Raw genomic sequence first — 26,256 nt, 5'->3', positions numbered from 1 at the left:
CCCCTGGGGGCAGCCGTGCTCTCCCGGACGGTCGGGGTGGTCGCGATCTCCAGTCCGGACCGGGGCACATCGGTAGGGGTGGTCCGGCCCGCTGATCATGGCGATGCGCCGGTGCCCCAGAGGCGAGCAGGTGCCGGGGCGTCGCCTGTCCGCCCCTCCAGTTGACGGCGCCGACGAACGGCACGCCGGCGGGGAGTTCGCCCGGCGCTCGATTGTCCGGCACGGTCGTTCTTGCTCATCCCGTCAGCCTGCTGCGGACCGCCATTCTGGCACTTCCCCCCGCAGCTGCCGGGCCGTCACGGTCTCACCCAGCCCGGCACCCAGGTCCCGGTGGCGTCGAGGCCGGCCGCCGAGGCGGCGAGGTGGGCGCGGAGGGTGGCCAGTGCCGGGTGGGGGTTGTCGCGGTGCCAGAGGAGCGAGTGCGGGTAGACGGGCGTCGGATCGGTCACCGGGATGCGGCGCAGGCCGTGGCCGGCGGGCCAGACGAGGCGCGTCCGGCCGCCCATGAAGGTGGCCAGGGCCGGGGTGTCGGCGACGGTGTCCAGGAGTGCGTCGGAGCCGAAGTTGGGGCCGGTCGCTTCGATGGTGAGGCCGAACTCGGCGACGAGGTCGTCGTAGTAGGCGGCCCACTCGGTGCCGGGGACGATGCCGGGCATCCAGATCCGGTGCCCGGCGAGCTGGGCGACGGTCACCGACCGGGAGCCGGCCAGCGCGTGGGCGGGGCCGGTGACGAGCTCGAGCGGCTCGTCGAGCACCCGGACGGCCTCGATGTCGTCGGGAAGGGGCCGGCCGGGAGCGGCGACGGCGCGGAAGGACGCGTCGATCTCACCGGACCGGATGGCGGCGACGGCCCTATCGACGTCGAACAGCATCACCACGTCGAGGTCGATCTCGGGGTGCGCGCGGTGGAAGCCGCGCATCAGGCCCGACGGCGCGACGCGTGAGGCGATGACGTCGACGCGCAGCGGGCGGCGGCCTGTGTGCACGGACGCGACCGCGCGCTCGGCGACGCGCAGCAGTTCGCGCGCGTGGGGCAGGAACGCCTGCCCGTCGATGGTCAGCTCGGCGCCGCGCGGGGAGCGGGTGAACAGCCGCACGCCGAGGCCGCGCTCCAGGGCGGCGATGCGCTTGGAGACGGCCTGCTGGGTGATCGCAAGCTCGGCGGCGGCCTCCTGGAACTGCCCCGCCTCGGCGGCGGCGACGAAGGTCCGGACGGTGTCGAGATCCATACCGGCACCCTATGGCCACAACCATTGGTTGTGACCAGAGGGTCTGCGGTTGTTTGATCCCAGGGTACGGTGCTCGCTTTGATGCTTCCGATCGCGGATCGGTTGTGCGGTGAGCGGCGACGGCATGGGGCAGGAGGCATCGGGGATGGGGGACGGGCGCCGGTGGGGAGGTCTGCTCGGACCGCGGCTGGGGCGACGGTTCGGGTGGCTCTGGGGAGCGTACGGGACCAGCGCGCTGGGCACGTGGCTCGCCTTCGGCGCGTTCCCGCTGATCGCCGTCCGGGTCCTGCACTGCGGACCGGTCGAGGTCGCCGCGCTCTCCTCCGTGGGTGCCGCGGTGGGCGCCGCCGTGGCGGTCCCGCTCGGCCCGTGGGTGGAGTTCCGCCGCAAGCGGCCGGTGCTGATCGCGATGGACCTGGTGCGGTGCGCGGCGCTGCTGACGGTTCCCGTCGCGTTCGCGCTCGGTGTGCTCACCTTCCTCCAGCTCCTGCTGGTCTCGGTCGTCGTCGCGGCGGCCGACATCACCTTCCGCGCCGCTTCCGGCGCGTACCTGAAGACGCTGCTGCCGGCCGAGGACCTGCTCGTGGCCAACGCCCGCTTCGAGTCCACGGCCTGGACGACCACGATCATCGGGCCGCCGCTGGGCGGCGCGGCGATCGGGCTCCTCGGTCCGGTGGCGACGGTGGTGGCCGACGCGGTCAGCTACCTGCTGTCGGCCGTGGGCATCGGCGCGACCGGGGGTCACGAGCCGCGGCCCGAGCGCCGTGAGGCCCCGCGCATGCGGGCCGGGGACCTGCTCGACGGCTGGCGTTACATCCTCGCCGACGCGACGCTGCGTCCGCTGTTCTTCAACACGGCCCTGTTCAACGGCCTGGTGATGGCCACCCAGCCACTGCTGGCCGTCCTGATGCTCGGTCGTCTCGGGTTCGCACCGTGGCAGTACGGCCTCGCCTTCGCCGCGCCCTCGATCGGTGGACTCCTCGGCTCACGGCTGGCCCGACCGCTCGTCACCCGGTTCGGGCAGCGGCAGGTACTGGTCGTGTCGGGGGCGCTGCGCGCGCTCTGGCCCGTCGGCCTGGCCTTCCTGGGACCGGGCACCGGGGGGCTGCTGCTGGTGATGGGCGTCGAGCTCGGGCTCATCTCCTGCTGCGGGGTCTTCAACCCGGTCTACACGACCTACCGCCTCCAGCGCACCCCGGCCGACCGGGTCACCCGCACACTGTCCGCCTGGGCGGTGACGACGAAGGCCTCGACCGCGCTCCTGACGGCCCTCTGGGGCGTGCTGGGCGGCCTGATCGGCCCCCGTACGGCCATCGGGCTGGCCGGCGTGCTCCTGCTGGCGAGCCCGCTGCTGCTCCCCCGCCGCACGGCGGCGCCGCTCTCCGAGCCGGAGCCCGCACCGAACCGCTCCTGACCGGCCGGCACGGCCGCCGGCACGGCCGGCCCGCGCCGTCGGCCGTGTCGCGGTCATCCCCAGCGGACGGCGTGGAAGAGAGTGGCGTCCGCAGGGTCGTCGATGCTGCATTCGCCGACGGTGGTGCCGCTCGCGTTGACCGAGGCCGGTGCGCACACGCCGCTGCTGCCGGGGGGCGCACCGAGGTAGGTCACCGTGCCGTCGGTGCTCCATCGCACGGCGCGCGGCTGGACGGAGCCGTGCGTCGACCGGCCGACGACGACCCCGAGGCTGTTGACGGCGTCCGCCTCTCCGCCGTCGTCGCCGCCGAGTGCCGGGAGCGCGGTGACCGTCCCGTCGGGGTTCCACCGCACCGCGGTCTTGTGGACCGGCCCCATCGGGCTGGTGCTGACGGCGGACATGCCGACGATCTCACCGTCGTCGTTGACGGCGTTGGCGCTGCCGGAGCTGTTGCCCGGCAGCACGGGCAACTGCCGCACCGCGCCGTCCGGGTTCCACCGGACCGGCCGCACGTGGAGGTTGGCGTCGAGGGAGACGCCGACGGCCACGCCGGAGTCGTTGACCCCCACGGCCCATGCCTGTCTGTCGCCGGGCAGTGAGGGAAGGGTGGTCTTGCCGCCGTCGGGGTTCCAGCGCGCGGCTCTGGTGAGACCGCTGGTCGCGTCGTAGGTCTCGCCGACGACCACACCGTTGTCGCTGACGGCCCGTGCGATGCCGCCCTTGTCACCGGGCGGCGCGCCGAGGTCGGTGACCGTTCCGTCGGTGTTCCAGCGCACCGGCTCCCCGCCGTGGGAGCCGTTCGCCTGGCCGACGACGACACCGGCGTCGTTGACCGCGAACGCCTGGCCCCCGGTGCCTCCCTGGAGGTTCGGCAGCCGGCTGATGGTGCCTTGTGCGTTCCACCGGGTGGCATAGGTGGCGTTGGCGGACAGACGCGCCCAGCCGACCGTCTTGCCGGTGTCGTTGATGCCGTTGGCGCTGCTCTGTGTCCCGCCGGGAAGGGTGCCGAGGTCGGTCGTGGCCGCCGACGCCGGTGTGGCCAGCGCGGCGACGGCGGACGCGGCCAGGCCGGTGCCCCATGCGATCTGCCGAAGAAGCCTCATGCCCGCGAGCCTGGCCGACGGCGTTCTCCGACGGCAACAGGATCTTGCGTCAGCCTGCAGGCGGAAAACCGCCGGTGGGGCACGGGCCACCGGTCGGGAAGGGGCTCCTCAGAAGGTGCGTTCGGCCACCTTGACGCGGCGGGCCGCCGTCAACGCGGCGCGCAACTGGTCGCCCGGGAGCGGCGCGGCGGCAGACCGGAGCAGGTGCTCGGCCGGCACGGCACGGTCGGCGAGGTAGATACGGGTGCAGGCGCCGGACTCCGGTTCGAAGCGCCAGCTCTCGTCCAGGGTTCCGGCGTCGACGGTGTCGAGGCCGAGCCGGTCGGTCAGCGCCGCCGGCTGGGCTTTCGCGTCGGAGTCGTCGCCGGCGACGGGCCCTGCGCCGCGGTCCGGGGCCCCGGTGGGCCGGGCGAGTTGCGGGATGTGGTGGGCCAGGATGTTGTTGAAGGCCTTGACCAGCACACCCGGAGTCGACATCGCTGCTCTACTGCTTCAGCTGGCCATACAGGGCGTCCAGGTCGGCGGACAGCTGCGACTTGACCCAGCGGGTGGTGTCGTCGGCCAGTACCTCGTGCGCCCCCGCCTCGATGCCGTCGAGCGCCGCGACCGCCACATCGCGGGGGTCGGCCTTGGGTGCGTCGACACCCGACGTCATGTCGGTGTCGACGTAGGCCACATGGAGGCCGGTCACCGCGATGCCGCGCGGCCGCAGCTCCAGGCGCAGCGAGTTGGTCTGCGACCACAGGGCGGCCTTGGAGGCGCTGTAGGGCGTGCCGTCGGCCAGCCAGGAGAGGGCGGAGTGGACGTTGAGGATGTGTCCCCCGCCGTTGCGCTCGATGACCGGCGCGAAGGCCCGGGTGAGCAGCAGCGGTCCGTAGAAGTTGGTCTCCAGGTCCCGGCGCACGTCGTCCATCGGGGAGTCGAGGTACGAGGCGCGGACCGAGGCGCCCGCGTTGTTGATCAGAATGGTGACGTCCTGGGCCTGTTCGGCGGCGGCCGCCACGGACGCCGGGTCGGTGACGTCCAGCGCGAGCGGAACGGCATCGGGATGCGTCACCGCGCGCGGGTCACGGGCCGTGGCGTAGACCTTGGCGGCGCCGCGCGTGTAGAGCTCCTCGACCAGCACCTTGCCGATGCCGCGACTGCCTCCGGTGACGAAGACGTTGGCACCCTTGATCGCTGTCACGACTACCTCCAGAAAACGGAAACCGATCGGTTTTGAACACCATAAACCGATCGGTTTCCACGCGCAAGGCCACACCTTGGTCCGCCCGTCCGGGTTTCACCGGGGGCCGCGTCAGCGCATGCCTGCCGCGTCGAGCAGCGTGACCACCGTGGGGGCGATGAGCCCCGTCAGACTGTCGGCCCCGATCCCGGCGCGGGCGCTGGCGCCGTCGAAGACCAGGCTGAGCTGCCGGGCCAGCAGGTCGGGGTCGCTCGCCCCGCCCTGTTCGGCCTCGGACCGGAAGAACGCCGTCAGGTTCGCCTTGATCCGGTGGGCCACCCGGCTGGCGGGGTGGCTCTGGTCCTTCAGTTCGATCTGAACCGCCAGGTACCGGCATCCCCTGAACTCCGGCGCACCCGCCTGCAGCTCCACTCGCTCGAAGACGTACAGGATCCGCTCGCGGGGTGACCGGCCGTCGTCCGCTCCGGGCAGGAGGGTCGCCACGAACGCGGCGGCACGCTCCTCGAGGCTCGCCGCCAGCAGTTCGTCCTTGCTCTCGAACAGCTGGTACAGGGAGCGCTTCGAGACACCCGCCGCCTTGCAGAGCGCCTCGACGCCGATGCCGACACCGTCCCGGTAGGTGAGGGTGGCCGCGGCCTCCAGCAGCCGCTCTCGGGTACTTGGCTTCACTTCGGTGGTCATACCGCGAGGTTAGCCCTGCTGCGACCGAAATGGAAACCGATCGGTTTTCGAACCTGCTCATGCCGACGTGGAGGGTGTCTCTCACCAGGGGCCCGACGCGGGACCTACGCCTCTTCGTGCGGCTCGCGGTATCCGCTTTCGACCAGCGTGCGCAGACGGCCGAGCTACTCCTCGTCGGCGGCACCGGTACCACTGATCCAGGCCACGGCGATCGCCGCGAGGAACAGGTCGTGACCCTTCACCGACGGGCGGGGCAGCGTGAGCGGGGTGTCCGCCTCCTGCGCCCTGGCCGCGGCCATGAGCGGTTCCGGCAGTCCGCCGAAGGCGCTGAAGTACTCCTCCAACGCCCGCAACCACTGCCGTAGCGCCTCGGAGGGTGTCACCGAGGCGGGCGCGATGTCCGCCTGCCGGGCGACCAGTTCCTCGGAGCGCGTCTGCAGCACGGCCGCCAGGAGCGCCTCGCGGGTGGGGAAGTGCCGGTACAACGTGCCGGGCCCGACACCCGCCTCCTTGGCCACCGCCTCCAGGGACGTACCGACCCCGTGCATCAGGAAGTGACGCCGGGCCGCTCCCAGGAGGGCGGCACGGTCGCGCCGGTCAACTTGGCCGGTGCTCGGGTGCGGTGCGGGCACACCGGCGGGATTCCGGGACCGGCTTACGTAGTGGACTGCGTGATTGCACGGATGCGGCGCCATGGCCCGTGCCCCGTACGGTGCACCAGTGAGGTCAGGCACTCCCACTGCCACGTGCCTGACGCACACCGTAAACAGGCCGGCCGTGGGGGGACTTCGGCGGGCCGCTCTCGATATCAGGGGACCCATATGCGTACACATGCCGCTGCCGCCGTCGTCTCCAGTGCCCTCGTCGTGTCCGCGCTCGCTCTTCCGGCGGCCGCTCAGGCGGCGGAGCGCCAGGGCGCGCCGGCCGGACTCGGCGCCTTCACCGCGAAGACCGCCCACCCGGACACCTCGCTGGGCGACATCACCTTCTCGAAGGCCGTCGTCAACGGCGGCCAGGACATCGTCCTCGGCGCCACCACCAAGAAGACCGTCACCGTCACCTACACCGCCACCAGTTCGAGCGGTGTCGCGCTCACGCAGGCCTTCCTCTGGCAGGGCACCGACAGCTCCAGCACGGACACCATCACTGGCTCCCTGGGCACCGACACCGACCCCGCCTGCACCGAGTCGACGACCCGGACCGGCGTCTACAGCTGCACGGCCGTCTTCCACATCGCCGCGGCCTCCGATCTGAAGCACAACGGCGTCGCCGGGACCTGGAAGGTGTTCCTCGGCGGCTACGACCTCTACGCGAACGCCAGTTACAACGACGACGTCACCACCGCCAGGATCAAGGAAGCCTCCCAGCTGACCCTCGCCGCGACCCCGAAGTCCGTGAAGAAGGGCAGGACCATCACCGTCACCGGCCGGCTGCAGCACGCCGACTGGAACCACGGCACGTACGCCGGCCACCCGGGACAGAAGGTGCTGCTGCAGTACCGCAAGCGGGGAAGCCACACGTACTCCACCCTCAAGACGGTCACCAGCGGCACCGGTGGCGCGCTCAAGACCACCACCACGGCAACGGCCGCCGGCTACTACCGCTTCTCCTTCGCGGCCGACGCCACCACCGCCGCCGCCACGTCCGCCGGCGCCTACGTCGACGTCAGGTAGCACCCGGCACCACGAACGGCGCCCGCGCCGAAGTAGGGTCAGCGGCATGTCTTTACGTCTTCGTATGCGTCAGGCACTCCCGGAAGCGATGCGCGCCCGCGACAAGGCCGCGGTGAGCGCCCTGCGCGCGACACTCGCCGCGTTGGACAACGCCGAGGCCGTGCCCCTCGACGAAGCCGCGCTCCGCGGCTCGGCCCTTGAGCAGTCGCCGGTCGGCGTCGGAGTCACCGAAGCGGCGCGGCGCGAGCTGAGCGAGCGCCGCGTGGCGGAGGTCGTGCGGGCCGAGGCCGACGAACGGCTGGAGGTCGCTGCGGGGTTGACCGCTCCCGCGCACGCCGACCGGGCCGCGCGGCTCCGCGCCGAGGCCGCCGTGCTCCTCCGCCTCCTCGACTCTCCCGGCACCGCGCAGGAAACGGCGTCGCATCACCACCCGTGAGCCGGCGCGCCGCCCCGTCCACAGCGTCAGCATATGTTGACGCGACCGGGTTCGTCAGCATATGCTGACGACCATGCAGAGCACACTCGAAATCGCCGAGGGCGCCGCCAGCAACGACCCGGACGTCGGGCTCCGCGCGGTGGCCGCCCTGCGAGAACTCACCGAACGGCTGGAGATCCTCCAGGTCGAGAACGCACGGAAGCTGGGCTGGTCCTGGCAGGACATCGCCGAACGACTCGGCGTCACCAAGCAGACCGTGCACCGTAAGTACGGTCGACTGATCGGGGGACGATGATGTTCGAACGCTTCACTCCGGACGCCCGCACCGCCGTCGTACACGCCCAGGAGCACGCTCGACGGCTCGGACACCAGCACCTCGGCTGCGAGCATCTCCTGCTCGCCGTCGTCGCCACCGACCAGCCGGCGGGCGCCGCCCTTCGGGAGCGCGGTGTCACGCCCGAGCGCGTCGAGGAGGAGATCGTGCGCCAGGTCGGGCTCGGAGCCGGGTCCGCCCTGTTCGGCACGCTCAACCGGGACGCCCTGGCCTCCATCGGGATCGATCTGGACGCCGTGCGCGCCAGGATCGAGGAGTCCTTCGGGCCGGACGCGCTCACGCGGGCCGACGAAACGGTCGGCCGGGGACCCCGTCCGTCCCGGCTGAACGCCCGGCGCGCGGTGCCTCCGGGCCTGGTGCGCCGCTGGCGCCGGCGCGGCCGCGCCCGACGGGCCGTCCTCACGGCGACGGCCCCCGCTTGCACCGGGCTCTACCAGACCACCGGCGCCCGCCCCTCCGGACACATCCCCTTCACCGCCCGCGCCAAGGAGAGCCTGGCGAACACGGTCCGCGAGGCACAGGCCCGGCACGACCACGCCATCGGCGTCGAACACCTCGCCCTCGGTCTGATCGCCGTGACCAGCGGGCCGGTGCCCTCCGTCCTGTCGGCGCTCGGCGTGTCGGCGCCGGCACTGCGCGCCGCGATCGTCGACCGCTACCGACAGGCGGGCTGACCTCACTCCTCGCCGGAGGGCATGGCCATGGTCAGCATGACGTTGACCCAGATCGGCGGGGCCGGCGCCGAGCGCCGTCGCAGGATGCGTGCCGGGCCCCCGCCGAGGAGTCGGATGCCGGCCCGGGCGCCGCGTTCGCATCCCGCGATGGTGGCGATGCGGGCACGGTAGGCCACCAGTTCCAGGGAGACGCCCACCGCTTCGTCGGTGCCCGGTCGGCCAGGCCGGGGCCGTAGGCGACGAGGAGCGCGCCCAGCTCCCGCAGCAGCTCGTGCTTGGCCGGGCTCGCCGTGCCGAGTACGGTGGCGCCGCTGACACTCATGGGCGCCCAGGGACACGGCCGTATCGTGTACGTCTCCGGCGCCGTCGCCGACGGGCCGCCCGCACCCGGCATGGCCGCCCACGGCGCCGCCGAGGCCGCCCTGGACACCTTCTCACCCGCTTCCTGCGTGACGCCCTCTCCACCGCGGAGCCGGGCGGCCCGCTGCTCCCCGCTGGTCGGCGGGCGCCAGCCGGGCCAGGCCGATCCAGTGCCGCAGGTCGAAGTCCGCCCGGGGATCGCTGTGCGGGAGCCGCCAGGCGGCCTCGTGGTGGCCGGCCTCCATGAGGAAGGCGTTGAGGTGGAGCCGGCGGTGTCACTCGCTCACGACGCGACCTCCGGCTTCGAGCTGTCGTAACCGGCCGGGAGCAGGTTGTCGGTGATCGACGAGACGTCGACCTTCTTGGTGATCTGTCCGGCCTCCAGGAAGGCGTCGGCGAGCTTCTGCTCCGCCGCGATGTCCGACTCGACCACCGGCGTGACCCGGGTCTCGAAGGCTGCCACGGACGCCTTGGCGTCGTCCAGGGGGATGCCCTCCTCCTTGGAGAGCGCCTGCGCGTACTTGTCCTCGTGCCTGATGGCCCACGCGAACTCGTGCGCCAGCCGCCGCAATACGTCGGTGAGAGCCGCCCGCTTGGTCCTGTCGTCCAGCGAACTCGCGCTCGCGACGTAGTAACTGCTCGTCTGGTCGATCGGCGGAAGACCCTTCGCCAGGATCCGCGCACCGTTCTTCACCGCGATCGCCGACTGCGGGTTCCAGATCGACCAGGCGTCCACCTTGCCGGTGTTGAACGCCGTGGCGGCGGCCGCCGGGTCGAGGAAGACCAGCTTCACGTCCTTGGGGGTGAGGCCCACGCTCTTGAGCGCGTTCAGTGCCAGACCGTGGGCCGAACTGCCCTGCGGTACGGCGATCTTCCTGCCCCTGAGGTCCGCGAGGGTCTTCAGCGCCGAGCCCTTCGGCACGACGATGTTCTCGTTCGCCTGGGTGGGCCTGAGGGAGCGGTTGACGGCGACGACCTTGAAGCCGTACTCCTTCGCCGCGCCGGTGATCGGCGGTACGTCGCCGACGCTGCCCAGGTCGATGTCACCCGACGCGGCCGCCTGCACGAGCGGTGGGCCGTAGGTGAAGCGGGCGAACTTCACCTTGTAGGGCGCATTGTCGAACACACCGGTCGTCTTCGCCAGTTCCTCACTGCCGTCACCGCTGTTGTCGCCGATGGTGAAGGTGTACTTCTCCCACTCCGGGTGGTCGGCGGCGCCCGATCCGCTCGGGCTGCTCAGGGGCGCGGCGGCCTCCGACGTCGATGCGCAGGCGACGAGGGTGCCACCCAGGGCGAGCAGGCCCGCGGCGGCGGCGATTCGGGGGGATCTTCTGGGCATGGGTTCTCACGCGCTCTCTGTGCTGTGGTGGGAGAAGTGGGTCGAGGTGGGGGTGGGACGTCAGTGCTGGTCGGCGAGGCCGAGGTCCGCCAGGAGCGCGGAGCGCAGTTCCTCGCGCGCGATGCTCGCCTCGCGGTCGGCGGCCGACAGTTCGACGAGGTGGGAGGTGCCGATGCGCCCGTCGCTCATGACGACGACGCGGTCCGCCAGCGCGATCGCCTCGTCGACGTCGTGGGTGACGAGCAGCATGGCCGCGTGGTGCTTGCTGCGCAGGGCCCGTACCAGGTCGTGCATGCGCAGCCGGGTGATCGCGTCGAGCGCCGCGAACGGCTCGTCGAGCAGCACCAGTTCGGGCTCCGAGACCAGCGCCCGCGCCAGGGACACCCGCTGGGCCTCGCCGCCCGACAGTTCCTTGGGCCATGCCTTCTCGCGGTCCTGCAGTCCGACCTCGGCGAGGACGTCGAGGGCCCGCCGGTCGGCGTCCGGTCCGTGCAGGCCGAGGGTGACGTTGCGCAGCACGCGCTGCCAGGGCAGCAGACGGTCGGCCTGGAACACGATGGCGCGTCTGGCCGGCACCTCCACCCGCCCGCCGTCGGGCCGGTCGAGACCGGCGAGCAGGCGCAGGAGGGTGCTCTTGCCGCAGCCGGAGGGGCCCAGCAGGACCACCAGTTCCTCGTCGGCGATGGTGAGGTCGAGCCGGTCGAGGACGACCCGGTCCCCGAAGCGGCGGACGACGTTCTCGACGACGGCGCCGGCCTGCCGGCGGGGCCGTGTGGTGTGCGTGGCGACGGTGCTGGTCATGCTGCCTCATAACTGGGGCGCCACCGCAGCAGCACCCGCTCGAGAGCCCGGACGAACTGATCGGCGAGCAGACCGAGGAGCGAGTAGATCACCAGACCCACGAAGACCTGGCCGGTCTGCAGGTACGTCTGCCCTTGGGTGATGAGGAAGCCGAGCCCCTTGTCGGCATTGACCGTCTCGGCCGCGACCAGGCCCAGGACGCTGTAGGCGAGGGAGAAACGGAGGCCCACCAGGAATCCCGGCAGGGCTCCGGGTACCAGCACCCGTGTCACCAGGCGCCAGTTGCCCGCGCCGGTCGTCCGCGCCATCTCGATCAGCCGCTGGTCGACACCGCGGATGGCGGCGAAGAGGTTGACGTACATGGGGACGCCCGCGCCGAACGAGATCAGCAGCACCTTCGTCAGCTCGTCGATGCCGAACCACACGATCATCAACGGCAGCACCGCGAGCAGCGGGATGGTGTTCAGGATCTGCACGACGCCGTTGAACAGGTACTCGCCGCTGCGCAGCAGTCCGCCCAGTACCCCGCTGACGATGCCCACCGTCAGACCGATCGCGAGACCGATGCCGGCCCGTTGCAGCGAGATGGCCAGGTCCGGTCCGAGGACGCCCTGTTGCCACAGGTCGACGGCGGACTTGACGATGGAGGTCGGCGCCGGAGCGTACGTCGGCTTCAGCACTCCCTGCCCGGCCAGGATCTCCCAGGCGATGAGGATCACGGCCGGCGTGGTGTAGATGCCCAGCGGCCAGCGCAGCCGCTGGCGGAGGGTGCGCGGCAGGCTCTGGCGGTGGTCGTCGCGCGGAAGGAAGACCTCGCGTCGCGGCACACTCCTCGGCTCCGCGTCGGCCGGGCTCACGACCGGCCTGTCGAGGCCGACCTCGGTCACGCCGCCACCTCCAGCACCTTGCTGTAGTGCGAGGCGTCGCCGAGGAGCTGCTCGCTGCGGCGGCCGTCGGTCCCGGCCGGCACGTCTCCGGCGACCGTCACCCGGTTGAGGCGGCGCGGGTGGTCGTCGTAGTTGTCCACCGCGTAGTGCTGGGTGATCCTGTTGTCGAAGATCAGCAGCTGACCGGGGGACCAGGTCCAGCGCAGGATGTTCTCCGGACGGGTCACGTACGCCTGCAGGATGCGCAGCAGTTCGGCGGACTCGCTGTTCGACAGGCCGACGATCCGCTTGGCGAACCCGCCGATGAACAGCCCGCGCTCGCCGGTCAGCGGGTGCACCCGAACGAGCGGGTGCTCGGTCTCGTACGGCGTCGAGACGAAGACCCGGTCGTACTCCTGGCGTTGCGTCGTCGTGGCCGTGGGGCGCGCGTAGTCGTACCGGTTGGTGTGCACGACGCGCAGGGAGTCCGCGAGGGCGCGGAGCGGCTCGGGCAGGTCGCGGTAGGCAGCGCCCGCGTTCGCGATGAGCGTCTCGCCGCCGTAGGGCGTCGTCACGACGGAGCGGAGCGTGGTGAGCTGCGGCGGGTTGAGCACGAAGGTGACGTCCGTGTGCCATTCGTTCGCCTTCGACGTCTCACTGTCGACGGCGAGCACGTTCGTCGTACCGTCCACGGCCGGCACGTTCGGATGGGCGGTCGTCAGGTCGCCGAACCACCCGGCCACCCGCTCCTGGCCGGCGTTGTCGAGGTTCACGTCGTCGAACACGATCGCCTTGTGTGCGTTGAGGGCGTCGCGCAGCGCAGTGATCGTCGAGGGGTCGGGGCGGCCCGCGAGGTCGACGCCCTCGACGACCGCGCCGATGCGGCTGGTGAGCTTGCGGATGGACAGGGGCATGAGGAGGTCCCTCTCGAGGTGGGCGACACACACCTCTCCCCAGGGGGAGGGCGGCGGAGGACGGGGAGCGGAGCGGGGCATGGCGGGGAGGCGGTCGGACGAAGGCGGCCGGGGCGGGCAGGCCCGCGGCGGCGCACACCGGTCAGTGCCGGGGGCCGCCTCGCGGATCGGCGGCACGGCCTCCGGATCGACGACAGCGGTCATCGCCGACGGTCAACGACAACAGAACGCGCTGGAGACGTGCGCCAGGTCGATGTGGCGCCTCCGGGTCAAATCCACGCGCGGGGTCATGGAACGTGAGTTGAGCAGAGACCCGCCGCACCGGTCAATGATTTCCGGCCAGGCCTCACATTGCTGAAACGTAGGACCGTAGGCTTCCTGACCGTCTGCAGAGAGGGATCTTCCGATGCGCTACACCTGGGCCGCCTTCGCGGTGAGCCTCGCGGTCGCGGCCGGCACCGCGCTGTCCCCCGGTGCCGCCGCCGCACCGGTCCGTCAAGCCTCGTACCACCACGGTCGGTTGCTGGCGCGCGACGACTTCCGGCACGGCACCGGCCAGTGGTCGGCCGAGTTGGAGAAGGGCGGCAGCGTCACGGCGAAGGACGGCGTGCTCGACGTCGACGTGCCCGCGGGGGCGTCGGTCTGGTTCAAGCGGCCGTTCTCCGGCCGGTACGAGATCGACTTCACGGCGACCCCGGTCTCGGCGGGCGGCACCAACGACCGGGTCAGCGACCTGAACTCCTTCTGGAACGCCCGGGACTCACGATCCCCGAAGGACCTGTTCGCCACGCCCCGCAGCGGCGCCCTGGCCGACTACGACTACCTCACCACCTACTACGCGGGCCTCGGCGCGAACTCCGACACCACCACCCGGCTGCGCCGCTACGTCGGTGTGGCGGGCTCCCGGCCGTTGATCTACGACTACACCTCGCCGCTGCTCACCGCGAACGAACCCAACCGCATCCGGCTGGTCTCCGAGGGCCGGCACGTCCAGTACTGGGACAACGGAGAGCTGGTCTTCGACTACACCGACGAGGACCCGTACACCAGCGGCTGGTTCGCCTTCCGCACCACCTGGAGTCACTTCCACATCACCGACTTCCGTGTCTGGCGGCTCGATGGCGGTCACGACTCCTGACTCCGACGAGCGGGCGGCCCCGGCCGGCGCGGTGACGCCGGCCGGGGCCGCCTCTGACCCGATCGCCCAGGGTCAGCCGTCGGACTCCGACGACGGGATGTAGGCGCCCGGCACGTCGTTCGGCGCGAAGACCTTGTTCTCGCCGGGGTACGGCTTCTTCCAGTCGTGCGTCTGGTACCAGGTGTAGTGGTTCATCTGCTGGGGGTTGGCGTAGTCCGGCACCGCGTCCTTGCCGGTCAGCCGCTGGTGCGAGGCCCAGCTCTGCCACTGCGCGGCGACGGGCTTCTCGGCACCCGGCACGGACACCGACGTCGGCGCGGCGGCCGCCTTGGTGTCCTGGGCCGCCGGGGTGTCCGAGCCGCAGGCCGGCTGCGGGTTCACGCCGAGGGTCAGCGAGGTCCGGTTGGGGACCGCCGTGAACGGGGTGTCGTCCGCCTTCCTGGTGAACGCCCCGTACATCGGGGTGGCCGCGCTGTCGAGCTGGTTCATCGGCTTGATCCCGAGGATCTGCTCGATGGTGCGGACCATGGTGATCTGCGAGTAGTAGTGGTCGTCGACCGTGCCGTGCTGGGCGTACGGGCTGATGACCTGGACCGGGGCACGGTGGCCGTCGACGTGGTCGAGACCCGCCTGGGAGTCGTCCTCGACGACGAAGATCGCCGAGTCCTTCCAGTACTTGCTGTGGGTGATCTCGTCGACCATCCGGCCGACCGCGAGGTCGTTGTCGGCGACCTCGGCGGCGGCGTTGGCCGGGCCGCCGGTGTGGTCGTTGGGGAACCAGAACATGTTCAGGTTCGCCGGGCCGTTCTTCTCGAAGTCCTGCTTCCAGATCTGCTCTTTGTAGATGTCCGGGACGCTGAGGTCGAACAGGGGGAAGCCCTGCACCGACACGGCGTTGAGCGAGGGGATCGCCGAGCCCGTCTTGATGGGGTAGGCGGTCTGCGCGCCCGTCGCGGCCATGTTCTTGCTGTCGCAGTACAGGTTCTGCCAGGTCGCCCCGGCCGGCTTGGTCTCGGCCGACTGGAACTCGCCGAAGTCCTTGACGGACTTGCCGGCCGCCTGCGCACCGGTCCAGATGAACCCGGTCTTCTGGTGGCCGAGCACGTCGTTCTCGGTGTCGTAGCTGCGCGTGTACTCGCCGGCCGACGACTCCGTGTACTCCGGGTTGTCGGACTGCATGAGCCAGTTGTGGCCCTCGGCCGAGTTGGTGCCGATGTCGTAGAAGTTGTCGTACAGCCCGAACTGCTGGGCCAGCGCGTGCTGGTTGGGCGTGACGTTCCCGCCGAACTGGGTGAGCGAGGAGTTGCCGTTGCCCTGCGGGAGGTCGCCGAAGACCTGGTCGTAGGTGCGGTTCTCCTTGACGAGCAGGAAGACGTGCTTGATCGTCGAGGGGTCGCCGATCCGCTTCGGCACCGGGACGGCCCGGGCGTGGCCGTAGCCCTTGGCGGTCTTCACCGAGCCGGCGGTCCAGCCGTTCTGCCGGAACACCTTGGCCGTCTCGGACCTGACGACGTGGTCGCTCGGCAGGGTGAACCGGGTGAGGCTCGACGTGGTGTCGTGCGTGTTGTGGCCGGCCGCGTCGGGGCGCAGGGCGTCGACACCACGGGTGTTGGTGACGACGATCTTCTTCCCGTCGGCGAAGACCCCCGACGGGTAGTAGTCCGTGGGGAGCAGACCGACGTAACGGGCGGGCTGCTGCGGGGAGCCGTAGCGGTAGACGGCGACGGCGTTGGCGCGGCCGAGCGTGACCAGCAGGCGGCCGTCGTCGGTGAGGGTGACCGCGTTGGGCTCGTAGCCGACCGAAGCCTCCGGCCACGGCTGGGTGGCGATGGTCTGGACGACCCTGTCCTTGCGGCTGTCGATGACCGACACGCTGTTGTCGGCGGTGTTGGTGACGAACACCGCGCCCTTGCTCGCGTACACCGCGGTCGGGTGCAGGCCCACGGCGATGGTGCCGACGGCGGCGGACGGGTCCGTGGTGTCGATGACGCTGACCGTGCCGGTGGTGCTGGCGCCGGTCTTCGGGTTGGCGACCACGTCGGTGCCGTAGGAGTTGATGGTGGTGTCGCCGGCCTTGGCCGGGCGTCCGCCCTCGTTGCTGACGTACAGCTTGCCGCCGGCCAGGGCGAGGCCGCGCGGGGCGTTGCCGACGGCCCAGGTCCGCTTGATGGTTCCGGTCGCCGCGTCGATCGCGACCACCTTGTTCTGACCGTTGACCGCGCCGTACACGGTGGCGCCGTCGCCGGAGAAGACGGCCGCGCCCACCAGCGCCTGCTTGGGGCCGTCGGCGGGGATGCCGACGGCCGTCGGGTCGGCGAGGGTGCCGTCCGCGCCGACGGTGAACTTGGTGTAGCCGTTCGCCTGGCCCAGCCACAGCTGCTTGCCGTCGGGCGAGTACGTCGGGCCCTCCTGGCCGACCGCGCCGCTGCTGATCCGCAGGTCGTCCGCGGTGCTGGTGCCGATCTTCTGTTTGATCTGCCCGGTGGCGAGGTCCATGACGACCAGGGACGCGTCGCCGTCGGCGACGGAGGCCGCGAGACGGGTGCCGTCCGGGCTGACCGCCGACGACATGATCTTGCCGTCGTTGATGACGGTACGGGTTCCGTAGGGGTTGATGTACTGGTCGGCGGAGACGACCTGTCCCCTGGCGGTCTGCCGGCCCACCTGCTGGGTGCCGAACTGGTAGGTCGAGGCGACCGCGGTGCCGGTGACGCCGAGGGCGACGGTGATGCCCGCCGTCACCATCATGGCCCGGCGGCCGACGCGGTGGCCGAAGAGGTCGACCTGTCTCGTGTCACTGGTCCGGCGCTGGCGGATTACCTGCACGGAACTGTTCCCTTCAGTGGATGTCGAGCAGATCGACGTTGCCGTCGAACTGCCACAGGGGATTGGGGGCGTCGCCGGTGGAGGTCCGCACGAGGAAGTAACCGTTGACTTCCTTCGGGCCGTCACCGTCGGCCACGATCCGCCCGTCCGAGGTGATGTCGAGCTGGTAGACGGCCGTCCCCGTCACCGGGGCGCCGGGCAGATGCCAGCTCACGACGCAACGCCAGTCGTTCCCCGCGCCCTCCTGGGCGGCCTGGCCGTCGCTCTTGGTGCACGCCGCCGTGGCCCCCAACTGCTTCTCGGTGACGGCGGGTCGATGGAGTTCCCGCGTCTGCAGGCGGTAAAGGTGCGCGAAGGCCGTGGCGAGGGACTTCTGCACCTTGTCCTGTCGGATGCCGGAGCCCGTCGAGGGGGTGGCCACGGCGACCGCCCCGACGGTGACGGCGGTCAGCGCGGCCAACGGCAGCACGCCGAGGGTGAGCGCGCGGCGCCCGGAGCCGTCGTGGGCGGGGTTGGTGAAGTCCCGCCGTAGGAACAGCACATGGGCCAGGACGGTGGCGAGCGCCGCCCACGCCAGGCTGACCGCGACGCCGGTCAGCAGCGGGGCGAGCTGGGTGGGGCTGGTGAACAGGCCGTTCCAGGAGATGAAGACGTAGCCGGGCAGGGCGAGGCGTACGGCGACGGGCAGCGGAAGCATCTGGGCCACCTGCGTCCCGAGCGCGACGAGCGGGGGCAGCAGCAGGCCTGTCGGGGAGCGGCCCGACGCCACCGAGCCCAGCAGGCCGATCGCGGCGAGGGCGAGCGTCGGGGCGAGGGCGGCGGCCCAGGCGAGCAGGACCTTGACGGCGGTGTCCCCCGGTGTGAGCAGATGCCCGTCGAGGCCGACCAGCGGCTTGTTGCCGACCGCCGACAGCCCGCCCATCGCGCTGGAGCAGGCCAGTCCGGCCACCAGGAGCAGGATCACGGTGAGGCCGGCCAGCGTCTTGGCCACGAAGATCCGGGTGGGCGAGCGGACCGCGACCAGCAGATGCCGCCAGGTGCCGAGCCGGTCCTCGGCGGCGAACACGTCACCGGCGACCACCGACGTCAGCAGCGGCAGCGCCCAGGTGCCGGCGAAACCGAGCACCACCAGCGGTCCGGCCCAGCCGGTCGCGTGCATCCAGCGTCCGAACAGTGTGTCGGAGGGCAGCGTGCTCTGCTCGCTCACCCCGGCGACGAAGAGACCGGGCGCGATCCAGCAGGCGAGGACCAGCAGCCGGATCCGCCACTGCGAGAAGAGTTTGACCAGTTCGAAGCGGTAGCCGCGGGAGACCGGGACCCGGCGCGCGGCGACGGGGACGTGCTCGGTGACGGCCGTGGGGGCGGTGGTCGCGGTCATCGGCCGGCCTCCTGCCGCTCGGTGAGGGCGAGGAACGCGGCCTCCAGCGGCGATACGACGGGGGCGAGTTCACGGACCGCGACGTCCGCGCGCACGACGTCGGCCACGAGTTCGTCGAGGGCGGCCACCTTGCCGCGTACGACGAGCACGTCGGCGTCCTGCCGTGGGCCGCTGTCGTCGACGATCCGGATCCCGGCCGTGTCGCCGGCGACCCGGCGCGCGGTCACCGGGTCGGAGGTGCGCAGCCGGTAGTCGAGTTCACGGTTCTCGGCGGCCAGCTTGCCGAGCGGACCGGAGAACACGACGCGTCCGGTGGCGACGATGGTGACCTCGGAGCACAGTGCCTCCAGGTCGTCCATCCGGTGGCTGGAGAGGACCACGGCGGTGCCGTCGGCGGCGAGCCGGGCCAGAACGCCGTGCACATGTCTCTTGCCGGCCGGGTCGAGGCCGTTGGACGGCTCGTCGAGGACGAGCAGCCGGGGTCTGGTGAGCAGGGCCGCGGCGAGGCCGAGCCGCTGACGCATGCCGAGGGAGAAGCCGCGGGCCTTGTCGTCGGCGACATCGGTGAGCCCGACCTCGCCGAGCACGTCGTCGATGCCCGCCGTTCCGGTGTCCAGGCCGCGGAGGGCGGCGAGGGCGGCGAGGTTCTGGCGGGCGGTGAGCGAGGGGTAGAGACCGGGCGCGTCCACGAAACCGGCGACGCCGTCGGGGACGGAGAGCGCCCGTTCGACCGGCGTGCCCAGGACCTCCAGACGGCCGCCGTCGGCGACGGCCAGGCCCAGCAGCAGGCCCAGCAGAGTCGTTTTTCCAGCGCCGTTCGGTCCGACCAGGCCGTGGACCTGCCCCCGCGCCACATCCAGATCGATGCCGTCGAGCGCGACGACGTCCCCGAAACACTTGGTGATCCCACGCGCCCGGACTGCGAGCAGAGTATCCATGAGTCCCTTCTTTCGCGCCGCTCACGGAACTTATGCGCGGCACACAGCTCAGGCAGGGACGGCTGGTTGAACGCCCAAGGAACGGATCGTCAAGGCATCGCAAGACCGCGGGCACACCGTGGCGAGCATCGGGCCGGACCGGGGCGGCGTCGGACACCGGCTCCCCGGGGAAATCGGACACCGGCTCCTCGGGGAAAAGCGGCAGGCCGGGCGGGCGCCCGTGTCATGGGGCGCCCGCCCGGCCTGTCCGTTGTCTCCCCCGGTACCGGAACCCGGCTCAGCCGGTCTTGGTGGACTTCCCGCCGGAGGGGGTGACGGCGTACCACTGACCGTCCTTGCCCTCGCCGTTCGCCTGTCCGGCCGCGGTGTCGCCCATGTACCGGTACAACGGCCACCCGGCGAGGGTGAGCTGCTTCCTGCCCTTGCGATGGACCGTGCCGAGCAGACTCCTGTCCACGCCCGCGGTCTGCAGGGGGCCGTGCACGATGACGGGCATCCATGTCTTCGTACACGCGCCCGCGCACGTCCACTTGGAGGGGTGGGACTGGTCCTTGTCGTAGCGGTAGAGGGTCATCCCGTGGTCGTCGGTGACCACGCTGCCCACACCGTTCACCGCTTCGGCCTTCAGTGAGGTGGTCGTCGCCCTGTGCCTGCTCGCGGAACCGCGCCTGCCGGCGGATGCCGAGGCCGTGGGATGCGAAGGGGCCGTGGCGGTGGGTGCTGCGCTGCCCGCGCTCGCGTTGGTGGCGGTGTCGTTCGAGGAGCCGCACGCCGCCAGCAGGAGCACGGAGGCGAGCCCTGCTGTGGAGACGAGGACGATGCGTTGCCGGATCACGGAGTTGCCCTTCTTCGAAAGTCGCCCACTTGCTCCCTCAGTACGTCGGGCGACCCCAGAACGTCTCACCGCTGCCCGCACGGCTACGAGTCCCCCGCCGGTTCGCCATGCGGCGCACGCGCGGCGGCCCGGCGTGATCGCCCTGCCGAGAGCATGGACTGCCAGGACCGGTTCCGCTTGAAGGGCATCTCGAACATCTCCGCGAAGAGCCACGCGGACACGAGCGAGACGGGCAGCGCCAGCATCAGCGTGAACCAGAAGGTCGGCAGCCCGGCGGACACGAACCGCGGGGCGACGTCACGGATGACGACCATGACGATCGGCAGATGGATGAGGTAGAGGCTGTAGGAGAAGTCACCGAGACGGCGCATCGGCCGGGTCGCCAGGAGCCGCATCAGAAGCGCCGGGCGTCCGGTGGCGATCCCCGCCAGGAACATCGCCATGGCGGGCGCGAGGGCGAGATCCACCCAGAAGTAGTGATGCACTGTCCAGACCGAGCCCCTGACCGCCATGAGTGACGCCACCGGCAGGGCGGCCGCCGCGGCGAGCCGGTGCCAGGGCACGCGTCGGACGCTCTCCCGGGCGACGACGATGCCCCCGGCCACCAGACCGGCCACGAATACCGGCGCGAGGTCCAAGGCCAGCCAGTTGTCGCCCTCGACCGGAGACGCGTTGTCCGCCAGCAGGCCGTGTGCGACCTCCGTCAGCGTCACACCGGCGACCAGGAACAGGGCCCCGAGGCGTCGCCGGAAGAAGAGCAGCAGCGGAAAGAGGAGATACAGCTCCGCCTCCACGGCGATCGACCAGAACGCGCCGTTCGGCGTGGGAGCGGTGAACACGTCCTGGAGGACGAGCCCGTACACCAGAAGGGTCCTGCCGTTCGGCGGACCGTAGTGCGAGGCGGGCACGACGAAGAAGGCGACGGCCGAACTCAGCGCCAGTGCCGCCCAGTACGGCGGGAGGATGCGCCAGGCGCGCCGCCGCAGGAACCCGGCGACGCTTTTCTGGGTCCAGCCACGACGTGCCGGCGAGATCGCCAGCGAGAAACCGGAAAGGACGAGGAAGAAGACGACGGCGACCCGCCCGTACATCAGCCAGCCCAGCCAGGAGGGGCCCGAGTTCTTCGGAAACCCCGGAAACGTCAGCAGCCAGCAGTGGAAGAGGAGCACGTAGAGTGCGGCCAGGCCGCGCAGCCCGTCGAGGCCCGGCACATGACCGTTGCCGTTGACCTCACCCGGCCGCTCCACCTGCCGCACCAGTACGGCTACGCCAGGATCGCTGCTGACGGGACGGCTCGATTCCGAAGAAATCGTTCGGCCCTTCCTCTCGGCGCCGTGGTACGACCCACCCCGGCGTCCCCTCGGTCACGGTCCGGGCGGCACAGCGCCACCCCCGGCGACTCATACGCTGCGCGCGACGAGGAGGTTCAACGGGCGAGGCGGGAAGCACCCCCACGTGCTACGCGGGCCCCGGGGGCAGGTGGACCGTCATGATCAGGTGACAGGTCTCGGTCCCGGCGCCGCGGTAGGTGTGGGCGCTGTCGGCGTCGAAGGTGGCGGTCTGTCCGGCTTCGACAGGATGCTCGGTGCCGTCGACGACGAGCGTCATCCGGCCGGCGGTGACACTGACGGTCTCCACCACACCGGCCTGGTGGGGGTGGCTGGGGTACTCCTCGCCCGGCTCCAGCGTCCAGCGCCAGACCTCGGTGGCCGCCGGGCCGCTGGTGGTCAGCATCAGCCGGGCCTCGCCGCCGTGCTCGCCCTTCCACAGGGGCATGACGGCGTCGGCGCTCACCACCCGGACGCGTTCATGGGCTCGGCCTTCCATGAGGGCCGAGACGGAGACGCCGAGGGTGTCGGCGAGGCGGACAAGGGTGGCGAAGTTCGGATTGCCCTGGGCCTTCTCCAGGGCGACCAGGGCGCCCTTGCTGACCTTGGCCCGGCGGCCGAGTTCGTCCAGGGACAGCCCGGCGCGGGTACGGGCCGCGCGGACATTGTGCGCGAGCGTCCGCAGCGCCGCCTCGGTCTCGGCCATCTCCCTCACCCTCCCAGCAGGTGGATCACTGCACTGCACCGCGCGGTCGTTCGGTTGACGATTCCCGGTCGGTGCGATGTACGGTGTAGTCGTTCCATTGATAGTAAGGGATGTACCCGTGATCGCTCTGCTGCCGGCCCTGGGCAGCTCCCTGGCCTATGGATGCGCAGACTTCCTCGGCGGCCTCGGCGCCCGCAGGGCGCACGTCCTGCGCACCGTGATGATCGCCGCCCCGGCCTCGCTCACCGTCGAACTGCTCCTGTGGCCCTTCCTCGGGGCCTCCTTCGCCCCGGCGACCCTCGTCTGGGGCGCGGCGTCCGGTGTCGCGTCGGCGGCCGCGTTCGCCCTGCTCTACCGCACGCTCGCGATCGGCCCGATGAACGTCCTGTCGCCCGTCACCGCGCTGGTCTCGGCGGTGCTGCCGGTCGCCGTCGGACTGTTCGAGGGCGGACACCTGGGCCCGGCCGGCCTGATCGGTCTTCCTCTGGCGCTGGCGGCGGTGGTGCTGGTCAGCGCCGGACACGGCGCGGGTGGCGCACGCCCCTCCCGGACCGCGCTGCTGCTGGCCCTCGGCGCGGGGGCCGCCATCGCCCTGCAACTGGTTTTCCTGCACCAGGCCCCCTCCGACAGCGGCGTCGGCCCGCTGATCACGGGCCGTGCGGTCTCCTCCGTGGTCACCCTGGCCGCGGCCGGGCTGATGTACCGCAGGCTGGGGCCGGAGAAGCCCGCGTACGCGATGTCGGCGGCGGCCGGAGTCCTGGACTCGGTGGCCAACCTGCTGTTCCTGCTCGCCGCCCGCGGTGGTGACCTGGCCGTCGTCGCGGTGATCACGGCCCTGTACCCGGCGGGCACCGTCCTGCTCGCCCGCGGTGTCCTCGCCGAGCGCATCCACCGCGGCCAGTTGGTCGGCCTGGGCGCCGCCGCCGTCGCCGTCGGCCTCCTCGCCCTCACCTGACCCGCACTCCCGGAAGGAGCCCGGCATGTTCATCCAGCCCTGGGACGCAGCCCTGGACGACGCCGAACGGCGGACCTGGATCGCCGACGGCCACGACTTCGGCATCCTCAGCGTCAACGGCGGGGCCGGCCGGGCGCCCGTCGTCGTACCCACCCACTTCACCGTCGACGGCGGCACCCTGCTGGTCCACCTCGCGCGCCCCAACCCCGTCCGGACGCCGATCGAGGCGGACCCGAACGTCACCTTCACCGTCACCGGCGACTACGCCTTCGTCCCCGGCCCCTGGCGCGCCAAGCCCGGCGTCCCGCCCACCCACGGTGTCCCGACCAGCTACTACGCGGCCGTCCAGTTCACCTGCCGGGCCACGATCGTCGACGAGCCCGAAGCCAAGGCCGAGCTGCTGCGCCGCCAGATGACCCACTTCCAGCCCGACGGCGACCACGCGGCCATCGACCCCGACCGGCCCCCCTACGGGCGGATGCTGCCCGGCATCCGCGGCCTGCGCCTGGACGTCACCGAGGTACGGGCGAAGTTCAAGTACGACGACCACAAACCCGTCGAGCAGCGCACCGGCACCGCCCGCCGGCTCACCGAACGCGGCACCGGCCTGGACGCACCCGCCGCCGAGCAGCAGCGGCGGCGCCTGGACCGCATCGGCACCTGGCAATCCTGATCCCGTGCCCTCCCCCGGGCTCGCACCATCCTGGAACGGACCTCACTGTGACCACCTTCCGCATCAGCCCCGCCGTCGCGGACGCCTTCCCCGACACCCTCATCGCCGTCGTCACCGCAGCCGGGCTGCGCGGCCACGAACCCTGGCCCGCCACCACCGCCGCCCTGAAGGACCTGGAAGAGGAGCTCGCCGCCGGAACGTGGCAGCCCGCCGACGAGAGCGACCCGCGCATCGAGGCCTGGCACACCGCCTACCGGTCCTTCGGCACCAACCCCCGCCGCATCCGGCCCAGTGTCGACGCCCTCGGCCGCCGCCTGGCGAAGAAGGGCGCCCTGCCACGGATCAACCCGGCCGTCGACTCCTACAACGGTGTCTCCGTCCGCCACCGGCTGCCCGCCGGCGCCTTCGACCTCGACCACGTCACCGGCGACGTCGAGATCCGCCCCGCCGACGGCACCGAGACCTTCACCCCGCTCGGCGAACCCGACACGGTCGAGAGCCCCAAGGCCGGCGAGATCGTATACACCGACAGCACCGGCGTGCTGACCCGCCACTGGAACCACCGCGACGCCCACCGCACCCGCGTCACCGAGGACTCCACCCGTGTCGCCTTCGTCCTCGAAACCCTCCACGCGCCCCGCGACGGCCACCTTCTCGAGACGGCCGCCGGCGAACTGCGGGGCCTGCTCGCCGAGCACTCCGCGCACAGCACCGTCCACTACCTCAGCCCCGCCCGTCCGCGGGTCGCCCTCTGACGGGGGCACGGCCTCGAGAAGGGCCACAAGACGCGGGCCACAAGGCGGGCCGAAAGACGGCCACATGACGAAGGCAAGGAGATCCCACTCCTTGCCACTATCAAGATATAGCGCACCGGGGGGCTTGCGGCAAGACCCCCGTTGTGCCGCAGAATCGGCGGCTCAAAGCCACAACCTGCGGAAATGGGAGTCGCAAAGTGCGTGTGTTGCTGACGACATGGGGGTCGCGGGGCGATGTCGAACCGCTGGCGGGACTGGCGGTGAGCCTGCGGGACCTCGGCGCGCAGGTGCGGGTGTGCGCGCCGCCGGACGAGGAGTTCGCGACCCTGCTGGCGCGTGTCGGTGTGCCGCTGGTGCCACTCGGTCCGACGGTACGCTCGGTGGTCGCCGGGACGAAGCCGCCCACGAAGGAGGACGCGTTCCGGCTCGCTCCCGAGCTGGTCGCCGCGCGCTTCGGCACGCTCACCGCGGCGGCCGAGGGATGTGACGCGCTACTGGCGACCGGCCTGATGCCGGCCGGCGCACGCGATGTCGCCGAGAAACTGGGCATCCCCTACGTGCTCGCCTGCTTCCACACCCTGGGGCTGCCGTCGCGGCACTTCGCTCCCGGCGCGCGGCCGGGCACGCCCTCCCCGGAGGGCGAGACCGACAAGCGGGTGCTGTGGGAGCAGGACGCCCAGAGGGTGAACGCGTTGTACGGCGAGGCGCTCAACAGCCACCGGGCGGCGATCGGTCTGCCGCCGGTGGACAACGTCCGCGACCACGTCCTGACGGACCGGCCGTGGCTGGCGGCGGACCCGACGCTGTGGCCGGCGCAGGGCAGGACGAACCTCGACGTCGTGCAGACGGGGGCCTGGATCCTGCCCGACGACCGTCCGCTCCCCCAAGAGCTGGAGGCGTTCCTGGACGCCGGCGCGCCACCGGTGTACGTGGGCTTCGGCAGCATGGCCGCGTACGCCCCGAAGGACGTCGCCCGGGTGGCCATCGAAGCGAGCCGCGCGCACGGTCGCCGCGTGGTCCTCGCCCGTGGCTGGGCCGGCCTCGCCCCGATCGACGACGCCGGCGACTGCTTCGTCGTCGGCGAGGTCAACCAGCAGGCGCTGTTCCGCAGGGTGGCCGTCGTCGTGCACCACGGCGGTGCGGGCACCACGACGACGGCGGCCATGGCCGGAGTGCCCCAGGTGGTGGTCCCCCAGATCGCGGACCAGCCGTACTGGGCGGGGCGGGTGGCCGAACTGGGCATCGGCGCGGCTCATGACGGCCGGACGCCGACGGTCGACTCGCTGTCCGCCGCGCTCGCCACGGCCCTGACGCCCGAGACCCGTACCCGCGCGGTGGCCGTGGCCGGCACCGTCCGCGCCGACGGTGCGACGACGGCCGCGAAGCTGCTGCTCGACGAAGCCGGCCGGGAAAGGCGGCCCGTGTCCGCGTGAACCACGCGGGAGGGAGTTCTCGCGCGAGCCGCGAGGCTCCGTCCCGTGGTTCGGTCCGCCGCCTTCGCGACCGGGTCGGTGGCGTGGACCAGGGCGGTCGGCCGAGCCGGACGTGCGTACGGCGGCCGCTGTGCCGGCCGCCACCGCGGTCGCTTTCCCGCGCCCCCGTCCGACTATCATCAGGGTCTCTGGGACGATCTCCACGCTCAGGGGCTGATCAGGTCGGACGTGCCCACCGAACACGGTCGGGGGAGGGATCCGCGGTGTCTCTGACGGACAAG

Annotated in this window: 28 protein-coding genes; 11 read left to right on the top strand and 17 right to left on the bottom strand. The window is 71.6% G+C overall.

Annotated features, from left to right (window positions below; translation table 11 throughout):
• Window positions 1–296 precede the first annotated feature (296 nt).
• Window positions 297–1,229 carry a LysR family transcriptional regulator gene (locus ACFYMM_RS37265; RefSeq protein ID WP_388395372.1) on the bottom strand — a complete coding sequence of 311 codons (933 nt, stop codon included), beginning with the start codon at window positions 1,227–1,229 and terminating at the stop codon, window positions 297–299.
• Between the two features lie 145 nt (window positions 1,230–1,374).
• Between ACFYMM_RS37265 and ACFYMM_RS37260 the strand changes: the two genes are divergently transcribed.
• The gene (locus ACFYMM_RS37260; protein WP_388395370.1) at window positions 1,375–2,643 is read left to right on the top strand and encodes an MFS transporter; all 1,269 of its coding nucleotides are present in this window, start codon (window positions 1,375–1,377) and stop codon (window positions 2,641–2,643) included.
• A 53-nt stretch (window positions 2,644–2,696) separates the two neighbouring features.
• On the opposite strand, the gene ACFYMM_RS37255 is transcribed toward ACFYMM_RS37260, so the two are convergent.
• The 5 genes from ACFYMM_RS37255 to ACFYMM_RS37235 form a co-directional block, all read right to left on the bottom strand.
• Entirely contained in the window at window positions 2,697–3,746 is a 1,050-nt protein-coding gene (locus ACFYMM_RS37255; protein ID WP_388395368.1) for a hypothetical protein, read from the bottom strand.
• 108 nt (window positions 3,747–3,854) lie between these two features.
• Window positions 3,855–4,223: a hypothetical protein gene (locus tag ACFYMM_RS37250; protein WP_388395365.1), complete on the bottom strand. Its 369-nt coding sequence runs from the start codon at window positions 4,221–4,223 to the stop codon at window positions 3,855–3,857.
• A 7-nt stretch (window positions 4,224–4,230) separates the two neighbouring features.
• Window positions 4,231–4,932, bottom strand: a complete 702-nt coding sequence (locus tag ACFYMM_RS37245; protein ID WP_388395363.1) for an SDR family oxidoreductase — start codon at window positions 4,930–4,932, stop codon at window positions 4,231–4,233.
• Window positions 4,933–5,043: 111 nt separating this feature from the next.
• The gene (locus ACFYMM_RS37240) at window positions 5,044–5,613 is read right to left on the bottom strand and encodes a TetR/AcrR family transcriptional regulator (RefSeq protein ID WP_388395360.1); all 570 of its coding nucleotides are present in this window, start codon (window positions 5,611–5,613) and stop codon (window positions 5,044–5,046) included.
• Between the two features lie 164 nt (window positions 5,614–5,777).
• Window positions 5,778–6,245, bottom strand: a complete 468-nt coding sequence (locus ACFYMM_RS37235) for a TetR/AcrR family transcriptional regulator (protein WP_388395357.1) — start codon at window positions 6,243–6,245, stop codon at window positions 5,778–5,780.
• Between the two features lie 189 nt (window positions 6,246–6,434).
• Between ACFYMM_RS37235 and ACFYMM_RS37230 the strand changes: the two genes are divergently transcribed.
• The 4 genes from ACFYMM_RS37230 to ACFYMM_RS37215 all read left to right on the top strand — a co-directional run bounded on the left by ACFYMM_RS37230 (window position 6,435) and on the right by ACFYMM_RS37215 (window position 8,730).
• Window positions 6,435–7,286, top strand: a complete 852-nt coding sequence (locus ACFYMM_RS37230) for a hypothetical protein (RefSeq protein ID WP_388395354.1) — start codon at window positions 6,435–6,437, stop codon at window positions 7,284–7,286.
• 88 nt (window positions 7,287–7,374) lie between these two features.
• Window positions 7,375–7,722 (top strand): hypothetical protein, encoded by a 348-nt coding sequence (locus tag ACFYMM_RS37225; protein WP_388395481.1) that lies wholly within the window; start codon window positions 7,375–7,377, stop codon window positions 7,720–7,722.
• 73 nt (window positions 7,723–7,795) lie between these two features.
• Window positions 7,796–8,017 carry a helix-turn-helix domain-containing protein gene (locus ACFYMM_RS37220; RefSeq protein WP_388395351.1) on the top strand — a complete coding sequence of 74 codons (222 nt, stop codon included), beginning with the start codon at window positions 7,796–7,798 and terminating at the stop codon, window positions 8,015–8,017.
• Window positions 8,014–8,730 carry a Clp protease N-terminal domain-containing protein gene (locus tag ACFYMM_RS37215; RefSeq protein WP_388395349.1) on the top strand — a complete coding sequence of 239 codons (717 nt, stop codon included), beginning with the start codon at window positions 8,014–8,016 and terminating at the stop codon, window positions 8,728–8,730. The genes ACFYMM_RS37220 and ACFYMM_RS37215 overlap by 4 nt, the downstream gene beginning before the upstream one ends.
• A gap of 2 nt (window positions 8,731–8,732) precedes the next feature.
• Here the strand turns inward: ACFYMM_RS37215 and ACFYMM_RS37210 are convergent, their stop codons facing one another.
• On the bottom strand, window positions 8,733–8,927 hold the full coding sequence (locus ACFYMM_RS37210) for a hypothetical protein (protein ID WP_388395346.1): 195 nt from the start codon (window positions 8,925–8,927) through the stop codon (window positions 8,733–8,735).
• A 78-nt stretch (window positions 8,928–9,005) separates the two neighbouring features.
• Here ACFYMM_RS37210 and ACFYMM_RS37205 point away from each other — a divergent pair, with 78 nt between their 5' ends.
• Complete coding sequence (locus ACFYMM_RS37205) at window positions 9,006–9,407, top strand: hypothetical protein (RefSeq protein ID WP_388395344.1); 402 nt, start codon at window positions 9,006–9,008, stop codon at window positions 9,405–9,407.
• Here the strand turns inward: ACFYMM_RS37205 and ACFYMM_RS37200 are convergent.
• Genes ACFYMM_RS37200 through ACFYMM_RS37185 form a run of 4 tightly spaced genes read right to left on the bottom strand, consistent with a single transcriptional unit; the run spans window position 9,374 to window position 13,010 of the window.
• The gene (locus tag ACFYMM_RS37200) at window positions 9,374–10,429 is read right to left on the bottom strand and encodes an aliphatic sulfonate ABC transporter substrate-binding protein (protein ID WP_388395342.1); all 1,056 of its coding nucleotides are present in this window, start codon (window positions 10,427–10,429) and stop codon (window positions 9,374–9,376) included. The two genes, ACFYMM_RS37205 and ACFYMM_RS37200, sit on opposite strands and share 34 nt — an antisense overlap.
• Before the next feature lie 60 nt (window positions 10,430–10,489).
• Entirely contained in the window at window positions 10,490–11,230 is a 741-nt protein-coding gene (locus ACFYMM_RS37195; protein WP_388395339.1) for an ABC transporter ATP-binding protein, read from the bottom strand.
• Window positions 11,227–12,117, bottom strand: a complete 891-nt coding sequence (locus tag ACFYMM_RS37190) for an ABC transporter permease (RefSeq protein ID WP_388395337.1) — start codon at window positions 12,115–12,117, stop codon at window positions 11,227–11,229. Before ACFYMM_RS37190 ends, ACFYMM_RS37195 begins: the two co-directional genes overlap by 4 nt.
• Window positions 12,114–13,010, bottom strand: coding sequence for a TauD/TfdA dioxygenase family protein (locus ACFYMM_RS37185; protein ID WP_388395334.1), 897 nt, complete (start codon window positions 13,008–13,010; stop codon window positions 12,114–12,116). Before ACFYMM_RS37185 ends, ACFYMM_RS37190 begins: the two co-directional genes overlap by 4 nt.
• A gap of 406 nt (window positions 13,011–13,416) precedes the next feature.
• Between ACFYMM_RS37185 and ACFYMM_RS37180 the strand changes: the two genes are divergently transcribed.
• Window positions 13,417–14,148: a DUF6250 domain-containing protein gene (locus ACFYMM_RS37180; protein ID WP_388395331.1), complete on the top strand. Its 732-nt coding sequence runs from the start codon at window positions 13,417–13,419 to the stop codon at window positions 14,146–14,148.
• Between the two features lie 72 nt (window positions 14,149–14,220).
• On the opposite strand, the gene ACFYMM_RS37175 is transcribed toward ACFYMM_RS37180, so the two are convergent.
• The 6 genes from ACFYMM_RS37175 to ACFYMM_RS37150 all read right to left on the bottom strand — a co-directional run bounded on the left by ACFYMM_RS37175 (window position 14,221) and on the right by ACFYMM_RS37150 (window position 22,159).
• Window positions 14,221–16,974, bottom strand: a complete 2,754-nt coding sequence (locus ACFYMM_RS37175) for an alkaline phosphatase family protein (protein ID WP_388395329.1) — start codon at window positions 16,972–16,974, stop codon at window positions 14,221–14,223.
• 13 nt (window positions 16,975–16,987) lie between these two features.
• The gene (locus ACFYMM_RS37170) at window positions 16,988–18,352 is read right to left on the bottom strand and encodes an ABC transporter permease (protein WP_388395326.1); all 1,365 of its coding nucleotides are present in this window, start codon (window positions 18,350–18,352) and stop codon (window positions 16,988–16,990) included.
• Entirely contained in the window at window positions 18,349–19,290 is a 942-nt protein-coding gene (locus ACFYMM_RS37165) for an ABC transporter ATP-binding protein (RefSeq protein WP_388395323.1), read from the bottom strand. Before ACFYMM_RS37165 ends, ACFYMM_RS37170 begins: the two co-directional genes overlap by 4 nt.
• A gap of 277 nt (window positions 19,291–19,567) precedes the next feature.
• Window positions 19,568–20,125 carry a hypothetical protein gene (locus ACFYMM_RS37160; protein ID WP_388395321.1) on the bottom strand — a complete coding sequence of 186 codons (558 nt, stop codon included), beginning with the start codon at window positions 20,123–20,125 and terminating at the stop codon, window positions 19,568–19,570.
• 83 nt (window positions 20,126–20,208) lie between these two features.
• Window positions 20,209–21,372 (bottom strand): acyltransferase family protein, encoded by a 1,164-nt coding sequence (locus tag ACFYMM_RS37155; RefSeq protein WP_388395319.1) that lies wholly within the window; start codon window positions 21,370–21,372, stop codon window positions 20,209–20,211.
• Between the two features lie 211 nt (window positions 21,373–21,583).
• Complete coding sequence (locus tag ACFYMM_RS37150; protein ID WP_388395316.1) at window positions 21,584–22,159, bottom strand: helix-turn-helix domain-containing protein; 576 nt, start codon at window positions 22,157–22,159, stop codon at window positions 21,584–21,586.
• A 118-nt stretch (window positions 22,160–22,277) separates the two neighbouring features.
• On the opposite strand from ACFYMM_RS37150, the gene ACFYMM_RS37145 reads away from it, so the two are divergent.
• The 4 genes from ACFYMM_RS37145 to ACFYMM_RS37130 all read left to right on the top strand — a co-directional run bounded on the left by ACFYMM_RS37145 (window position 22,278) and on the right by ACFYMM_RS37130 (window position 25,975).
• On the top strand, window positions 22,278–23,114 hold the full coding sequence (locus ACFYMM_RS37145; protein WP_388395314.1) for an EamA family transporter: 837 nt from the start codon (window positions 22,278–22,280) through the stop codon (window positions 23,112–23,114).
• A gap of 25 nt (window positions 23,115–23,139) precedes the next feature.
• Window positions 23,140–23,787, top strand: coding sequence for an FMN-binding negative transcriptional regulator (locus tag ACFYMM_RS37140; RefSeq protein ID WP_388395313.1), 648 nt, complete (start codon window positions 23,140–23,142; stop codon window positions 23,785–23,787).
• A 47-nt stretch (window positions 23,788–23,834) separates the two neighbouring features.
• Window positions 23,835–24,542, top strand: coding sequence for a B3/4 domain-containing protein (locus ACFYMM_RS37135; protein ID WP_388395311.1), 708 nt, complete (start codon window positions 23,835–23,837; stop codon window positions 24,540–24,542).
• A gap of 197 nt (window positions 24,543–24,739) precedes the next feature.
• Window positions 24,740–25,975 (top strand): glycosyltransferase, encoded by a 1,236-nt coding sequence (locus ACFYMM_RS37130; RefSeq protein ID WP_388395309.1) that lies wholly within the window; start codon window positions 24,740–24,742, stop codon window positions 25,973–25,975.
• The last annotated feature ends 281 nt before the right edge of the window (window positions 25,976–26,256 follow it).

Origin of the sequence: Streptomyces sp. NPDC006739 (assembly GCF_042869815.1) — a bacterium.
Classification (GTDB): domain Bacteria; phylum Actinomycetota; class Actinomycetes; order Streptomycetales; family Streptomycetaceae; genus Streptomyces.
This window is presented reverse-complemented; position numbering and strand designations above follow the sequence as displayed.

Excerpts from the sequence above, each read along its gene's own strand:
- ACFYMM_RS37260 (WP_388395370.1), top strand. The coding sequence starts at position 1,375 with ATGGGGGACGGGCGCCGGTGGGGAGGTCTGCTCGGACCGCGGCTGGGG.
- ACFYMM_RS37180 (WP_388395331.1), top strand. The coding sequence starts at position 13,417 with ATGCGCTACACCTGGGCCGCCTTCGCGGTGAGCCTCGCGGTCGCGGCC.
- ACFYMM_RS37195 (WP_388395339.1), bottom strand. The coding sequence starts at position 11,230 with ATGACCAGCACCGTCGCCACGCACACCACACGGCCCCGCCGGCAGGCC.
- ACFYMM_RS37185 (WP_388395334.1), bottom strand. The coding sequence starts at position 13,010 with ATGCCCCTGTCCATCCGCAAGCTCACCAGCCGCATCGGCGCGGTCGTC.
- ACFYMM_RS37265 (WP_388395372.1), bottom strand. The coding sequence starts at position 1,229 with ATGGATCTCGACACCGTCCGGACCTTCGTCGCCGCCGCCGAGGCGGGG.
- ACFYMM_RS37250 (WP_388395365.1), bottom strand. The coding sequence starts at position 4,223 with ATGTCGACTCCGGGTGTGCTGGTCAAGGCCTTCAACAACATCCTGGCC.
- ACFYMM_RS37140 (WP_388395313.1), top strand. The coding sequence starts at position 23,140 with ATGTTCATCCAGCCCTGGGACGCAGCCCTGGACGACGCCGAACGGCGG.
- ACFYMM_RS37170 (WP_388395326.1), bottom strand. The coding sequence starts at position 18,352 with ATGACCGCGACCACCGCCCCCACGGCCGTCACCGAGCACGTCCCCGTC.
- ACFYMM_RS37230 (WP_388395354.1), top strand. The coding sequence starts at position 6,435 with ATGCGTACACATGCCGCTGCCGCCGTCGTCTCCAGTGCCCTCGTCGTG.
- ACFYMM_RS37240 (WP_388395360.1), bottom strand. The coding sequence starts at position 5,613 with ATGACCACCGAAGTGAAGCCAAGTACCCGAGAGCGGCTGCTGGAGGCC.
- ACFYMM_RS37150 (WP_388395316.1), bottom strand. The coding sequence starts at position 22,159 with ATGGCCGAGACCGAGGCGGCGCTGCGGACGCTCGCGCACAATGTCCGC.
- ACFYMM_RS37225 (WP_388395481.1), top strand. The coding sequence starts at position 7,375 with ATGCGCGCCCGCGACAAGGCCGCGGTGAGCGCCCTGCGCGCGACACTC.
- ACFYMM_RS37255 (WP_388395368.1), bottom strand. The coding sequence starts at position 3,746 with ATGAGGCTTCTTCGGCAGATCGCATGGGGCACCGGCCTGGCCGCGTCC.
- ACFYMM_RS37200 (WP_388395342.1), bottom strand. The coding sequence starts at position 10,429 with ATGCCCAGAAGATCCCCCCGAATCGCCGCCGCCGCGGGCCTGCTCGCC.
- ACFYMM_RS37215 (WP_388395349.1), top strand. The coding sequence starts at position 8,014 with ATGATGTTCGAACGCTTCACTCCGGACGCCCGCACCGCCGTCGTACAC.
- ACFYMM_RS37220 (WP_388395351.1), top strand. The coding sequence starts at position 7,796 with ATGCAGAGCACACTCGAAATCGCCGAGGGCGCCGCCAGCAACGACCCG.
- ACFYMM_RS37165 (WP_388395323.1), bottom strand. The coding sequence starts at position 19,290 with ATGGATACTCTGCTCGCAGTCCGGGCGCGTGGGATCACCAAGTGTTTC.